The sequence below is a fragment of the Pedobacter insulae genome, from assembly GCF_900113525.1.
Classification (GTDB): domain Bacteria; phylum Bacteroidota; class Bacteroidia; order Sphingobacteriales; family Sphingobacteriaceae; genus Pedobacter; species Pedobacter insulae.
This window is the reverse complement of the sequence record NZ_FOPP01000008.1, coordinates 196,989-212,176: the sequence shown is the minus strand read 5'-3', so window position 1 is coordinate 212,176 and position 15,188 is coordinate 196,989. Positions and strand designations below refer to the sequence as shown.

General features: G+C 39.0%; 14 protein-coding genes. 12 read left to right on the top strand and 2 right to left on the bottom strand.

Annotation, left to right across the window (positions count from 1 at the left end; all coding sequences use genetic code 11):
• Positions 1-43: 43 nt before the first annotated feature.
• The 12 genes from BM207_RS14310 to BM207_RS14255 all read left to right on the top strand — a co-directional run bounded on the left by BM207_RS14310 (position 44) and on the right by BM207_RS14255 (position 12,252).
• Positions 44-571 (top strand): YceD family protein, encoded by a 528-nt coding sequence (locus BM207_RS14310; protein WP_090995626.1) that lies wholly within the window; start codon positions 44-46, stop codon positions 569-571.
• Between the two features lie 16 nt (positions 572-587).
• Positions 588-779, top strand: coding sequence for a 50S ribosomal protein L32 (rpmF, locus tag BM207_RS14305; RefSeq protein WP_090995623.1), 192 nt, complete (start codon positions 588-590; stop codon positions 777-779).
• Between the two features lie 76 nt (positions 780-855).
• On the top strand, positions 856-1,794 hold the full coding sequence (plsX, locus tag BM207_RS14300; RefSeq protein WP_090995619.1) for a phosphate acyltransferase PlsX: 939 nt from the start codon (positions 856-858) through the stop codon (positions 1,792-1,794).
• 16 nt (positions 1,795-1,810) lie between these two features.
• Positions 1,811-2,806 carry a beta-ketoacyl-ACP synthase III gene (locus BM207_RS14295; RefSeq protein ID WP_090995616.1) on the top strand — a complete coding sequence of 332 codons (996 nt, stop codon included), beginning with the start codon at positions 1,811-1,813 and terminating at the stop codon, positions 2,804-2,806.
• A 72-nt stretch (positions 2,807-2,878) separates the two neighbouring features.
• On the top strand, positions 2,879-3,349 hold the full coding sequence (gene accB / locus BM207_RS14290; protein ID WP_090995613.1) for an acetyl-CoA carboxylase biotin carboxyl carrier protein: 471 nt from the start codon (positions 2,879-2,881) through the stop codon (positions 3,347-3,349).
• Between the two features lie 42 nt (positions 3,350-3,391).
• Complete coding sequence (gene accC / locus BM207_RS14285) at positions 3,392-4,732, top strand: acetyl-CoA carboxylase biotin carboxylase subunit (protein ID WP_090995608.1); 1,341 nt, start codon at positions 3,392-3,394, stop codon at positions 4,730-4,732.
• A 91-nt stretch (positions 4,733-4,823) separates the two neighbouring features.
• Positions 4,824-5,708, top strand: a complete 885-nt coding sequence (gene tatC, locus BM207_RS14280) for a twin-arginine translocase subunit TatC (RefSeq protein ID WP_090995605.1) — start codon at positions 4,824-4,826, stop codon at positions 5,706-5,708.
• A gap of 51 nt (positions 5,709-5,759) precedes the next feature.
• Positions 5,760-6,200: a ribose 5-phosphate isomerase B gene (rpiB, locus tag BM207_RS14275; protein ID WP_090995601.1), complete on the top strand. Its 441-nt coding sequence runs from the start codon at positions 5,760-5,762 to the stop codon at positions 6,198-6,200.
• A gap of 27 nt (positions 6,201-6,227) precedes the next feature.
• A complete protein-coding gene (locus BM207_RS14270; RefSeq protein ID WP_245768123.1) occupies positions 6,228-7,862 on the top strand; it encodes a M28 family peptidase in 1,635 nt (544 codons plus the stop codon).
• Positions 7,863-7,973: 111 nt separating this feature from the next.
• Positions 7,974-9,362, top strand: a complete 1,389-nt coding sequence (locus BM207_RS14265) for a LutB/LldF family L-lactate oxidation iron-sulfur protein (RefSeq protein ID WP_090995598.1) — start codon at positions 7,974-7,976, stop codon at positions 9,360-9,362.
• A 43-nt stretch (positions 9,363-9,405) separates the two neighbouring features.
• Entirely contained in the window at positions 9,406-11,382 is a 1,977-nt protein-coding gene (locus BM207_RS14260; RefSeq protein WP_090995594.1) for an alpha-ketoacid dehydrogenase subunit alpha/beta, read from the top strand.
• Between the two features lie 93 nt (positions 11,383-11,475).
• Positions 11,476-12,252 carry a hypothetical protein gene (locus BM207_RS14255; RefSeq protein WP_143095961.1) on the top strand — a complete coding sequence of 259 codons (777 nt, stop codon included), beginning with the start codon at positions 11,476-11,478 and terminating at the stop codon, positions 12,250-12,252.
• A gap of 14 nt (positions 12,253-12,266) precedes the next feature.
• Here the strand turns inward: BM207_RS14255 and BM207_RS14250 are convergent, their stop codons facing one another.
• Both BM207_RS14250 and feoB read right to left on the bottom strand, forming a co-directional pair.
• Positions 12,267-12,878 (bottom strand): SprT-like domain-containing protein, encoded by a 612-nt coding sequence (locus BM207_RS14250; RefSeq protein ID WP_090995588.1) that lies wholly within the window; start codon positions 12,876-12,878, stop codon positions 12,267-12,269.
• Positions 12,879-13,076: 198 nt separating this feature from the next.
• A complete protein-coding gene (gene feoB, locus BM207_RS14245) occupies positions 13,077-15,179 on the bottom strand; it encodes a ferrous iron transport protein B (protein ID WP_090995734.1) in 2,103 nt (700 codons plus the stop codon).
• Between the last annotated feature and the right edge of the window lie 9 nt (positions 15,180-15,188).

The following is a 15,188-nucleotide window of genomic DNA, read 5'->3' as shown; positions in this document are numbered from 1 at the left end:
ATAAAAATATTTTCTACCTTTGCAGGCTAAAATTTAGTTACAATTGAAGGCATTAAAACAATTTTCAATCCCTTTCACAGGCTTAAAATTGGGCAAACATCAATTCGAATTCGATATTGATAAAAGCTTTTTTGATGCATTTGAGTACTCTTTAGTAAAAGATGGAGTGTTAAAAGCAACGGTTGAGCTTGATAAACAAGAGACCATGTTGATTTTACATTTCCAAATTGAAGGAACTGTTCAATTGAACTGTGATAAATGTTTAGCTGAGTTTCCTCAACTAATTGAAATTACAGAAAGGCAGATTATAAAATTTGCTGAAGACAATTTAGAAAGCGATGATTTAGAGATCATCGTATTAAGTAAAAAGGAAAGTGCTATTGATGTTTCGGAATTAATCTACGAATTTACCACAGTAGCAATACCCTATATTAACAAGTGTGAGCAGGTTAACAAAGAGTGCGATCAAGAGATGATTGCAACCTTAACTAAGTTAGCGAGTGGAAGCACAGAAAAAGAAGAAGAACAAAACGATGACCCGCGTTGGGCAGCGTTAAAAAAATTAAAATAAAATTAAATAAACAGCAATGGCACATCCAAAACGCAAGATTTCGAAACAAAGAAGAGATAAAAGAAGAACGCATTACAAGGCTGTAGCTCCTTCTTTGGCAACTTGCCAAACTACAGGCGCTGTACACGTTCCTCATCATGCATATAATGTTGATGGTAACTTATACTACAACGGTAAATTAGTTATAGAAAACACTTCAATAGGTTAATTTTCTAATAAAATTTTTGTGTTTCCATTGGTTTAAGTTTAACTTAGACTGGTCTTATACACGAAAGATTTTAACTATGAAAATAGGTCTCGATATAATGGGCGGAGACTATGCTCCCAAAGCAATCGTTTTGGGAGCGATAGCTGCTCATCAATCCCTCAACTCTAATGAGCATATTGTGCTAATTGGAGATACCCAGCAGATTAAACCTCTTCTTTTAGAACAGGGATTCAACCCTGATCACTTCGAATATCATCATACCGATGAAGTTATTGGCATGGGTGAACACCCTACTAAAGCTATTCTTCAAAAACCAAATTCCAGCATTGCCATTGGCTTCCAATTGTTAAAGGAAGGCAAAATAGATTCATTTGCGAGCGCAGGTAATTCAGGCGCTATGCTTGTTGGTGCTGTATTTAGCGTAAAACCAATTGCCGGTATTTCAAGACCATGTTTGTGTACCATTGTACCTAAACTAAAAGGGGGTACAGGCTTACTTTTGGATGTAGGTGCTAATGCCGACTGCAAACCCGACAACCTATTAGAGTTTGGGGTATTAGGCAGCTTGTATGCGGAACATATTATGCAAATCGAAAACCCAAAAGTCGCGCTAATGAACATTGGCGAAGAAGACGAAAAAGGAAATATGATAACGTTGGCAAGTCATCGCTTGATGAAACAAACCAAGCTTTTTAATTTCGTAGGGAATGTAGAAGGAAGAGATTTATTTAATGATAAAGCCGATGTAATTGTTTGTGATGGATTTACAGGAAATGTGATGCTTAAATTAGCCGAATCATTTTATGTACTCACCATAAAAAAAGGTTTGAAGGATGAGTTTTTTGACCGTTTTAACTATGAGAACTATGGCGGAAGTCCAGTTTTAGGAGTAAATGCCCCCGTTTTAATTGGTCATGGAATTTCAAGTCCTCTAGCTATAAAAAATATGATTTTCCAGTCCCGGGATATGATCAACACGAGATTGGTTAATAAAATACAAGCCGCATTCCAATAATTAAACTCAAAATAACATGAATAAAATTCACGCTGCTATTACTGCAGTTAATGGTTATGTCCCAGACTATATCATGACTAATCAAGAACTAGAAACCATTGTCGATACATCAGACGAATGGATTACTTCTAGAACTGGCATTAAAGAGCGAAGAATATTAAAGGGAGAAGGCTTAGGTACTTCTGATATGGCTGTTGAAGCTGTAAATGGACTGCTTAAAAAAAGAGGCATAGGCGCCGAAGAAATCGAATTGATCATTTTCTGCACAACTACTCCCGATTTCCCATTTCCTGCATCAGCAAATGTATTGGCCGATAAAATTGGCGCAAAAAATGCATGGGGCTATGATTTACAAGCAGCATGTTCTGGATTTATATTTGGATTAACAACTGGGGCTCAATTTATTGAGTCCGGAAAACATAAAAAAGTATTGGTAGTTGGCGGCGATAAAATGTCTTCAATTATCAATTATCAAGATCGTACCACTTGCATTATTTTTGGAGACGGTTGCGGGGCTGCCTTACTAGAACCAAATGAAGAAGGATTCGGCATACAAGATTCTATCCTACGAACAGATGGCTCTGGAAGAAATTATCTAGGCCAGAAAGCGGGCGGATCTGCTCGTCCCGCCAGTATAGAAACCGTTACGAACAACGAACATGTGGTACATCAAGAAGGCCAGGCAGTATTTAAATTTGCTGTTACCAATATGGCTGATGTTGCTGCCGAAATTATGGAGCGCAATAGCCTAACTTCTGATGACGTAACCTGGTTAGTGCCTCACCAAGCTAATAAACGGATTATTGATGCTACTGCCTCAAGAATGGGCGTAAGCACTGACAAGGTAATGATCAATATAGAACGTTACGGAAACACAACTAATGGCACCATTCCACTTTGTTTATGGGAATGGGAAAGCAAGCTTAAAAAAGGAGACAACTTAATACTTGCTGCATTTGGCGGAGGTTTTACTTGGGGGTCGGTATATTTAAAGTGGGCTTACAATGGTTAGTTGATCAGTTGAACTAAAAAACTAAAAAAAATAATAACTTAGTTAATTCATAAGACACCAAATTTTTTTAATATGGATATCAAACAAATTCAGGAACTCATTAAATTTGTTTCTCGGTCGGGGGTAAATGAAGTTGCTATAGAGCAAGAGAACTTCAAAATTACCATTAAAACTAACCAGACACCAGTTTATGTAAACGCAGCAGCGCCTGCACCAGTAGCAGCCCAACCTGCACCACAGGCACCTGCAGCACCTGCCGTAGAAATTAAAGCACCAACTCCAGAAGCCGACGATAGTTCAAAATATATCACCATCAAATCACCCATGATTGGTACTTTCTACCGCTCGTCGAGCCCAGATAAGCCTTCATTTGCTAACGTGGGAGATGAAATAGCCCCAGGCAAAGTAATCTGTATCATTGAAGCCATGAAATTATTTAACGAAATTGAAAGTGAAGTTGCTGGACGTATCGTTAAAGTATTGGTTGATAATGCATCGCCAGTAGAGTACGACCAACCTTTATTCTTAGTAGAACCGATTTAATTAGCTAATTCACTAATTAGCCAATTAGCTAATTTAAAATATATGTTCAAGAAAATATTAATTGCTAACAGGGGCGAAATCGCGTTGCGTATTATTCGTACCTGTAAAGAAATGGGGATAAAAACGGTTGCCGTTTACTCAACAGCAGATAGAGAGAGCCTACATGTGCGCTTTGCCGATGAAGCCGTGTGTATAGGTCCCCCTCCTAGTAAAGATTCTTATTTAAGTATTCCAAATATTATCTCGGCGGCCGAACTAACCAATGCTGATGCTATCCATCCTGGTTATGGTTTCCTCTCAGAAAATGCTAAGTTTTCATCGGTTTGTCGTGATTACGGAATTAAATTCATTGGTGCTACCCCAGAACAAATCAATGGTATGGGCGATAAAGCATCTGCAAAAGAAACGATGAAAATTGCTGGAGTACCAACAATTCCAGGCTCTGAAGGTCTACTTTCTAGTGTGAAAGATGGCATCGAAATTGCCAAAGAAATGGGTTATCCAGTGATCTTAAAAGCTACTGCCGGTGGTGGTGGTCGAGGCATGCGCATTGTTTGGAAGGATGAAGAATTTGAGAATGCCTGGGATAGTGCTCGTCAAGAGTCGGGTGCAGCCTTTGGTAACGACGGATTATATTTAGAAAAATATATTGAAGATCCACGCCACATTGAAATCCAGATCATCGGGGATCAATATGGTAAGGCATGTCATCTATCAGAAAGAGATTGCTCTATTCAGCGTCGCCATCAAAAATTGGTTGAAGAAGCTCCATCTCCTTTCATGACCCCTGAGTTAAGAGAGAAAATGGGCGTTGCAGCTATCAAAGGTGCCATTGCCGTAAATTACGAAGGCGCTGGAACCGTTGAGTTTTTGGTAGACAAACATCGTAACTTCTATTTCATGGAGATGAATACCCGTATTCAGGTAGAGCATCCTGTGACTGAGGAAGTAATTAATTTCGACTTAATTAAAGAGCAGATTAAAGTAGCTGCAGGCATTCCAATATCAGGAAACAATTACGTTCCAAATATGCATGCGATCGAGTGCCGAATTAATGCAGAAGATCCATTTAACAACTTCAGGCCATCACCAGGTAAAATCACGAATTTCCATTCTCCCGGTGGCCATGGCGTACGTGTTGATACCCACGTATATGCAGGTTATCAAATTCCTTCAAATTACGACTCAATGATCGCCAAATTGATTTGTGTAGCGCAAACGCGTGAAGAAGCCATTTGCACGATGGAACGTGCTTTGAGTGAGTTTGTGATCGAAGGAGTTAAAACTACTATCCCATTCCACTTAAAATTGATGAAAGACCCTAACTTCAGAGCAGGGAATTTTACAACTAAGTTTATGGAAACTTTCGAATTTTCAGAATAAAATCATCTTTATATAGATTTTGATCGTATATACCATTCACTTTGACAAAGTTGTCAAAGTAAATGGTATTTTTGTTGACTAACAAATTTCAATGAGCGAGAATAAAAAAAAGAATCTATTCGATTCTATCAAGAGTAAAGGAAAGAGCCTAGAGGCAGAAATGTCTTTTTTTGATCATATAGACATTCTCCGTAAACATTTATTAAGAGCCCTAGCGGTAGTTACCCTTTTTACCTGCGGCGCATTCTACTTTTCCGATTTTATCTGGCATAGCATTATCATGGCTCCGAAAGACCCGAATTTCTGGACTTATAGAATGATGTGTAAGTTAGTGGAGGCGTTTCCAAATGTAATTTCGCAAGAATTTTGTATTACAAAAATCGAAGCCAAGATTATCAATACGCAAATGGCAGGGCAATTTACGCTACTTATGAATTCGAGTATTGTGGCAGGCTTAATGCTGGGTGTTCCCTATATTTTATTTGAAGTTTGGTTATTTATCAAACCTGCATTGTTAGAGGCCGAAAGGAAGTCAGCCAGTGGTTTTGTAGCATTCGCTTCGCTATTATTTATCTTAGGGGTTTTGTTTGGTTATTATATCATTTGTCCAATGTCGGTTAACTTCTTGATTAATTTCACTGTGAGCCCCGACATTGAGAATACCTTTCAGATTGATTCATACCTTTCTACTGTTTTAACATTAACCATTGGAACAGGCATAATCTTCCAACTGCCAGTTGTAATTTATGTACTTTCTAAGCTTGGCGTAATGACTCCGCAATTTATGAGGAAAAGTAGACGTTATGCAGCTATATTAATCCTGGTAATTGCAGCTATTGTAACACCAACTGCAGATCCATATACCATGCTAATTGTCGCACTACCTTTATTTTTGCTGTACGAGCTAAGTATCATGATTTCAGCCAATATCCAGAAGAAAAAATTATTAGCAGAGAAAGAATTTTACAAGAACTAGCGCAACAAAAAATTTACGCATAATCTTTATTATTCTACATAAATTTGAGAAATGTCAACAGATAAAAAATTAAAAATTGCGATCGGTGCAGATCATGCTGGATTTGACTACAAAGAATTGTTAAAACAACATTTAGGCACTCATGAAGTTAAAGACTTTGGAACTCATGCTCCAGATTCGGTTGATTACCCTGATTTCGCCCATCCAGTAGCCTCGGCTGTTGAAAATGGCGAATTTGACTTTGGCGTGCTTGTATGTGGCAGTGCAAATGGAGTAGCAATCACGGCAAATAAGCATCAACAAATAAGAGCGGCAATTTGCTGGTTAAACGAGCTGGCTTCGTTGGCAAGACAGCATAATAATGCAAATATTATTTGTATTCCTGCTAGATTTGTTTCTGAAAAGCTGGCCAAAGAAATGGTCGATACATTTTTAAACACCCCCTTTGAAGGAGGAAGACATGCGAATAGAGTGAATAAAATATCCTGCTAACTTACAACCCTTATAAAACAAATTAAAATGATAAAGAAACCGTTTCTATACACTGGCTTGGCAGTAATGCTAAGTTTAAGTGCAGTAGCGCAAGACAAAAACGCTATTAAATATAGCCAAACCATTACCAAAGAAAGAGGATATGATCATCTTTCGATATTAGCTTCTGATGAATACGAAGGAAGAGAAACCGGTAAAAAAGGCGCATGGATGGCTGCCGAATATATCAAAAAGCAATTCCAAAGCTTTGGCTTAAAAGGTCCAGTAAAAGATGGAGCTGACCCTTACTTCCAAAAAATAGGTTATGCTTCGCTAAGTTTAAGCAAATCTGTACTTGCAGTAAATGGTCAAACTAAAGAAAGCTTGAAAGATTACTATATTACTCCTAATACAGTAAGTGCAAAAGGTTTTGACGTAAAAGCTAACTCCATATTGTTTGCAGGTTATGGACTAAGTAAGGATTCTTTCAATGAATACGAAGGTCAAAACGTTGAGGGTAAAGTTGTGATGATTTTCGCAACTGGCGATCCTACAGCACCTGCTCCTGCAGCTCCAACTACGGGCCGACGTGCACCTTCAGGCGCCGGAAGCACACAGGTAAAACTTAAATATCTATTAGATAATAAAGCTGCTGGTGTATTGATAATTAACCCGATGGTAGATAATATTTCTCCTCAAATGAAAGCTGCCCTTGCGAATGGAAATCCTTTCTTAAAAACTCAAGAGCGATTAAAAGGCATGGCAAATGCAAGTGTATTACCAACCGTTGTAATCGGTACCGCTACAGCAAATCAGATTTTGGCTGCTGCAAATACCAATATAGAAGAGGTAAAGAAAAAAATTACTGAAACAATGAAGCCTAACACAGTTTCAATTAACATCCCAGTTGCCTTTGCTGCTGCGAGTAAAGAAACTGATGTGAGAGCAGAAAATGTTTTAGGTTTCTTAGAAGGTTCTGATCCAAAGTTAAAAAATGAAGTGTTAGTTATAACTAGCCATTACGATCATATCGGTTTAGTTAATAATCCTGAGGCAACAGATAAAGTAAACAATGGTGCCGACGATGATGGTTCTGGAACAACAGGAGTTTTGATGTTAGCTGAAGCTTTCATGAAAGCTAAAAAAGCTGGGAAAGGTCCTAAAAGAAGTATTTTATTTATGACTGTTGTGGGTGAAGAAAAAGGACTATTAGGCTCTGAATGGTATGCAGAGCATCCGATTTTCCCAATCGCTAATACCATTACAAACTTAAATATCGATATGATCGGCCGTGGCGACGACGATCGTCCGGGTAACAATGATTTCGTTTATATCATTGGTTCTAATATGCTAAGCGACGATTTAGATCGTATTGGTAAAAAGGCAAACGCTGATTATGTAAACATTACTTTAGATGAAAAATATAACAACCGTACTGACCCTAACCGTTTCTACTACCGTTCAGATCACTACAACTTTGCTAAATTTGGTATTCCAGTAATTTTCTATTTCAATGGTGTACATAAAGATTATCACCAACCGGGAGATGAGGTAGACAAAATCGACTTCCCAATGTTAGCCAAAAGAGCTCAGTTGGTTTACTTTACTGCATGGGAATTAGCAAACGGTGCAAATCGTCCGGTAGTAAATAAAAATGACGACGGTACCCCGAAAGCAAAATAGTAACAGCTATCAAGATAGAGTTTACAAAAAATCCCGATAATGCTTAAGTCATCGGGATTTTTTTATGAGCCTCTTCGTTGCGAGGTACGAAGCAATCCCCTATATTTGAACATGACTACGATTGCAGAAGAATTCTTGGCAAAAGCTGACGAAAAGGCGTTTGATATGCCTCATCGCAGAACCATTAACCATAATATTGGGAAATATAATGCTGCAGTTGAAAGAGGTTTATCCAAATTCGAAAATTTAGAAGCTTCAAAGAAAAAAGCACATGTCATAAAATGGCGTGTAATGGAAAATCTCGATAAATTTCTTCCCGAATTTGAAGCGAATTTCCAAAAAAGAGGCGGCAAAGTAATTTGGGCCAATGATGTGGAAGAAGCCCAAAAAGAAATCTTAAATATCATTCAAAAGCGGAATGGGAAAACCGTCATTAAGTCTAAATCGATGACCACCGAAGAAATTCATCTAAATGAGTTTCTGGAAGACAATGGTATCGAGTCATTAGAAAGTGACTTAGGAGAATACATTGTTCAGCTTCTAGGGCAAAAACCTTACCATATTGTAACGCCTGCAATGCACTTAAGCAAGGAGGAAATTGCACAGTTATTTCACGAGAAATTTGGCACCCCTGTTGATGCAACACCACCGCAGTTGGTTCAAAAAGCTAGAGAATTACTTCGTGAGAAATATTTACAAGCCGACATAGGCATCTCTGGAGGCAACTTTTTAATCGCTGATACTGGCAGCATTGCTTTAACAGAAAATGAAGGAAATGCTAGGTTGTGTACTACCTTTCCAAAGGTACACATTGCTATAGTGGGCATCGAGAAGATTATCCCTTCTGTGGCCGACCTAGATCTGTTTTGGCCTTTATTGGCTAGTCATGGTACAGGACAAAATTTAACAGTTTATAATAGCATATTAAGCGGTCCGCGCCAGGCAAATGAAACCGACGGACCGGAAGAAATGTATGTGATTCTTTTAGACAATGGTCGTACAAATTTATTAGCACAGAAAGAACAACGACAAGCACTTTACTGCATCCGATGTGGAGCCTGTTTAAACGCCTGCCCGGTTTATAAGAACATAGGTGGTCACACTTATAATACCACTTATAGCGGACCAATAGGTTCCATTATTACTCCTCATTTTAAAGGGATGAAAGAATTCAAACATTTGAGCTATTCATCAAGCTTATGCGGAAAATGCTCAGAAGTTTGTCCAGTTAAAATTGACATCCATAAAATGCTGCTTTTAAACAGAAGAGATGCTGCCAGTAGCCGCGAGAATACTAAAATGGAAGAAATTGGCTGGAACATATGGAAAAAAGGAATGCAAAAACGATCCTTAATGGACATGTTAGGAGGTAAATGGAAAAACTTCTTACTTAAAAAGTTCTTTAAGAAAACTTGGGGGAAGTATCGTGCGATGCCAGAAGTTGCCCCCAAATCTTTTGCTAAGCAATGGGAAGAAAGCCAAAAAACTCCTGAGTCTTAACCCCAGTCTCGATACTTGACACTCGCTACTTGACACTTAAAATATGCAATTCGACAGAAAAGATAAAGACGACCAATTTCTATTAGCACTGTATAAAAGGCTGCTTTATCCCCGCATGGTCGAAGAGAAAATGTTGATTCTTTTACGTCAGGGGCGAATTGGGAAATGGTTTTCAGGCATAGGACAGGAAGCAATTGCAGTGGGCAGTACTTTAGCGATGCAGTGCGATGAATATATCCTACCGATGCACCGAAATCTTGGTGTATTCACTGCACGGGACATTCCTTTAAAAAAATTAATGGCCCAGTGGCAAGGTAAGTTATCAGGTTTTACCAAAGGTCGCGACCGCTCTTTCCACTTTGGTACGCAAGACTATAAAATTATCGGGATGATTTCTCATCTCGGGCCTCAAATGGCCTTAGCTGATGGCATCGCATTAGCGGACGTAATCGCCAATAAACAACATGCAACCTTAGTTTTTACTGGCGAAGGCGCTACCAGCGAAGGCGACTTTCATGAAGCCATTAACGTAGCTTCAGTTTGGAAATTACCCGTTATATTCTTGATCGAAAATAATGGATATGGTTTATCTACCCCTATAAATGAACAATTTAACTGTAAACATTTAGTAGACCGCGCGATAGGTTACGGTATAGAAGGCCATCAGATTGATGGCAATAATGTTTTGGAAGTTTACGATAAGCTAGACCAAATCGCAAAAGATATAAGAACCAATCCCCGTCCTATTTTGGTGGAATGTTTAACATTTAGAATGCGGGGGCATGAAGAGGCTTCTGGCGTAAAATATGTACCTCAAGAACTTTTTGAAGAATGGGCAGGTAAAGACCCGGTTAAAACCTTCGAAAAATATCTTATAGAGCAAAACATATTAACTGACGACTTAATTCCTAGTATTAAAACTGAAATCAAAAAAGCAATAGAATGGGATATTGAAGCAGCTTTTGATGAAGAGGAACCAATAGCAAATGCTATGCTTGAACTGGTTGATATGTACTATCCCTATCAGCAAAGTGTTAGCCGGGCGACTGAAGGGCAAACTGAAAAGAGATACTTAGATGCCATTACTGATGGTTTGCGCGAAGGAATGAAGCGCTTCGAAAACATGATCATCATGGGGCAAGATATAGCCGAATATGGTGGCGCATTTAAAATTACCGATGGTTTTGTAAACGAGTTTGGAAAAGCAAGAGTACGCAACACGCCTATTTGCGAATCGGCCATTGTGGGTGCAGCATTAGGTTTATCTATCAACGGGTATAAAGCGGTTATGGAAATGCAATTTGCCGATTTCGTAACTTGTGGATTTAACCAAATCGTAAACAACTTAGCGAAAACCCATTACCGTTGGCGCGAAAAGGCTGATGTAGTAATCCGCATGCCAACCGGTGCCGGTACGGGAGCTGGTCCATTTCATTCTCAAAGTAACGAAGCTTGGTTTACCAAAACTCCAGGCTTAAAGGTTGTGTACCCTGCATTCCCTTATGATGCAAAAGGATTATTGATTGCCGCCATTGAGGATCCCAATCCGGTGATGTATTTTGAACATAAGTATCTATATCGCAGCTTAACAGGCCTAGTGCCCACAGGTTATTATACGGTAGAGATAGGTAAAGCCAACGTGTTAAAAAAAGGCACTCAAATAAGTATTATTACTTATGGCCTAGGCGTACATTGGGCATTAGATTACTTGAAAGAGCATCCAGAGGTATCGGCTACATTGGTAGATTTGGTAAGTTTGCAGCCATGGGACAAAGAAACCGTAAGCGCAGCAGTAAAAGCAAGTGGAAGAGTTTTAATTTTGCATGAAGACACACTTAGCAGCGGCTTTGGCGCCGAAGTAGCCGCTTGGATAGGCGAACATTGCTTTAGCGACCTAGACGCCCCTGTAATGCGCTGTGCAAGCTTGGATACTGCTATCCCAATGAACAAAGTATTGGAAGATGATTTTTTGGCGAAGAAGAGGTTAGGAGAAATGGTAGAGAAGTTGTTGAAGTATTAAAGTCTTAAAACGCCATCAAATTAGAAAGCAGACCTTGGCACGATAATAGCCTTATCTTTAATAAGTTCCAATTTTTAAGATAAGCGTATGAAAATGTATAGACTTTTACTAATAACGGTTATTTTAACGACAGCCGTTAGCTGTAACCCATTCAAATCTGATCATCCTCAAGCTAGCCTAAGCGACGAAAACAAAACCACTGGCCTTACTGCACCATCTATACTTCGTTATGCAGATTCAGTAGACAAAATGCTAAACCAGCTGCCCAAGAGCCAGAGCTTGGTTTACATGCTTGGCGATTTGTCTTTTTATGTTGAAAAATATGGTACAACACTTTTTGTAGAACGTGCCTACAATGGTGCCGAAAGCAATAGCTTAAAAAAATATTACTTCCGAAACGATAGCCTTATGTTATTCAAAAGTAGTCAGGAACTTGCTAATGAAGAGGGAACAGTTTTTAAAGACGAACGGGTTTACATGCGCAATCATACCGTTTTTAAAAAGGATAGCCGCACAGCGGTATCAGCCTCAGCCTTAAAAAGCTTGGCTTTTATTGATGTCCCCTTAACCGATAACGTGAGTCCGGATAAAATTTACCTGAATGATGTGGAAGCTTTACAACAAGCCTTAGATGGAGTAGGCAAGTTTGATATGATTTTTGAAAGCATCAGTACATATCCCGATTCGCGCTACATAACCTTAAGGAATAAAGACCAAAACGGCTATGCTGCAAGTGTATTGGTAAAGGAAAGAGATAGTTTTATTGACAGTCTTTTAAATTATCCAATGTTATTCAAGGACAAGAAACTTAACTTTAAATGGGAGGTTGTAGATGGAGAGGCTGTGTATGTTCCTGTTAGTGGAAATTGAAAGAAAGCGCTGTCTTAGCTTCCCGTCTCCAATAAAACTTCGGCCAAAGGATTAAACAGATAAATATTGCCATTATCCAAACATAGGCAACGGTACCGTTTTCGCATCCGCTCACCTTTTTTAAATTTTCTACCATCTTTTAATGTAAAAACAGCATTTGAGGGCAGTTCTTCAATGCGCGTAGTATGTTTCCTTAAATCATAACTTTTTAAGGCTCTGGCCAAGCTTAAGTCTGTACAGCTCGATGCAGCAGGATTATCAAGATAATTAAGAATGGTTTGTTGAATTTCGGGCGGAAAAACTGCTAAATCGAAAAAGGGCTTCATCATTCGTTTAAAGTTCTGCTTCCATTCTATACCATGAGGCTTAGCTTTATTTTTATGATCATTCCAAGTTAAGAGATGGGCAAACTCATGAACAGTGGTAACCAAAAAAGCGTAGGGATTTAAATCGTTGTTGATAGAGATTTTATGTCCTTTATCTTTAAATGGATGCCGATAATCGCCCAGCTTGGTACTTCTATTTTTGGAAATCTTAAACTCACATTGAAAATAATCAATCCACTTGGCGATAATTGGTGCCGCTGATGCAGGCATGTATTGTGCTAACGTAGTAATTTTATCCATTTGCGCTACATCGTCATTGCGAGCGCAGCGAAGCAATCTCACGATTAGATTGCTTCGTACCTCGCAATGACGTTAAGGTAAAATTACAACTTTTTTTTAGTATGGACTTACGAAGTTTTTCTTGCCTCTGGCCTCCTTAACTTCGGAAGTCGAAGCGAGGTCTCCCGTAAGTTGTTATGTCAACTTCGTAAGCGGATACTAAGAAAGCAGCTGATACGCCACTAAACTAGCTACATAGGCCAAGGCTGTCATGTACCCCAATTGAATCAATGGCCATTTCCATGATTTTGTTTCGCGATAAACAACAGCGACCGTACTCATGCACTGCATTGCAAAGGCATAGAACAACATCAAAGAAATCCCAGTAGCGAATGTATACACTGGCAATCCCGTTTTACTATTTACAGAAACCAGCATCCTTTCGCGGATAGTTTTGGTATCTTCATCACCCCCATCAACACTATATATGGTAGCCATGGTTCCTACAAAAGCTTCCCTTGCCGCAAATGAGGTAATCAAGGCAATACCAATTTTCCAATCGTAACCTAATGGCCTGATAGCAGGCTCTATCCAGTGCCCTAAAATACCAACATAAGAATTCTCTAACTTTTCGCTGCTAATTAAGATCTGGAGGTGGTCTTGATCCTGATTCGGGTTATTGAGGGCCGGTTTATACTTCTGTTCTATCCTTTCAAAACGATCTCCCGGTCCGAATGACGCCATTACCCAAAGAACTATAGAAATGGCTATGATTACTTTACCTGCTTCGAAGATAAACGTTTTCGATTTTTCATAAACCGTATACAGTACATTTTTCCATCTAGGCATCCTATAAACAGGCAACTCCATAATGAAATAAGATCTTTCTTTGGCCTTGATAATGAATTTCATTACCCAGGCTACCAATACCGCAGCCAGCATTCCAAATAGGTACATCGCCATTAACGCCAGCCCTTGCTTATTAAACACACCAAAAACATTTTCTTCCGGGATAATAAGCGAAATAATCAAGATATAAACAGGCAATCTTGCGGAGCAGCTCACTAATGGGGTTACCATAATGGTAATAATCCTGTCCTTCCAGCTTTCAATATTCCTGGCAGCCATAATGGAAGGAACTGCGCATGCTAAGCCGCCAATCATGGGTACCACCGACTTACCACTCAGCCCTACTTTACGCATCATTTTGTCCATCATAAAAGTTACCCTGGCCATATATCCAGTGTCTTCTAGTATGGAAATAAAAGCAAAGAGTATAGCGATCTGAGGAACGAAGATTACAATACCTCCTAAACCGGCTACTACCCCATCTAATAAAAGATCTGTTAACATACCCGCAGGTAGCTTGCTATGGCCTACTTCAGTAACCCATGTAAAAGCACCTTCTATCATATCCATTGGATAAGATGACCAGGCAAAAATAGCATTGAATATTAGAAAAAGAATAGCTAAGAAAATTCCCAGTCCCCATACTTTATGGGTTAAGATAGAATCGAGTCTGTCGGTAACTTTAAATTTTCTACTGGCGCCAGTATCTTTAATAACGTTCGATAAAACTGTACTTAGATATCTGTATCGTGCAAGGGTTTCTTCACCTTGTATTTTTGAAGACACAAAACCGTTCGATTGTTCAACATGCTCGATCGCTTCCTGTTGAGCGGGGGTAAAAAACGTTAGGTATTCATGCTGATGCAAAACCTGCAAAGCATAATAACTATTTTCGTTTTTGATAATCTCCTTTACTCCAGAGATTGCTTCAGGAGCAAATAAGGTAGCGTCAACACTACTATTTTGGGTACAAATTTTAGATGTATTATCGATCGCTGTTTTAAGCTTTTCTAAGCCCATATTGCTCCTCGCCGACATTTCCACCACCTGAATTCCCAATCGTTCAGAAAGCTTGTTTACATCAATTTCAATACCTACTTTCTGGGCTAAGTCGCTCATGTTTAGCACCAACAACATAGGAATTCCAAGATCTGCCACTTGGGTGCAAAGCAATAAGTTGCGTCGCAGATTGGTGGCATCCGCTACAAGCACTACCACATCTGGATAGCTACTGTTATTTGGATCAGCTAAAACCTGAAAAACAATACTTTCATCTTTACTTTTTGGATATAAGCTATAGGTACCTGGCAGATCTATAACTTCAGCTTTTCTACCAGATTCGAGCCTGCAAAAACCTACTTTTTTGTCAACAGTTATTCCTGGGAAATTTCCAATTTTTTGATTTAACCCAGTTAACAGGTTAAATAGCGTAGATTTTCCGGTATTGGGATTACCAACTAATGCAATTTTAATATCGGTCAA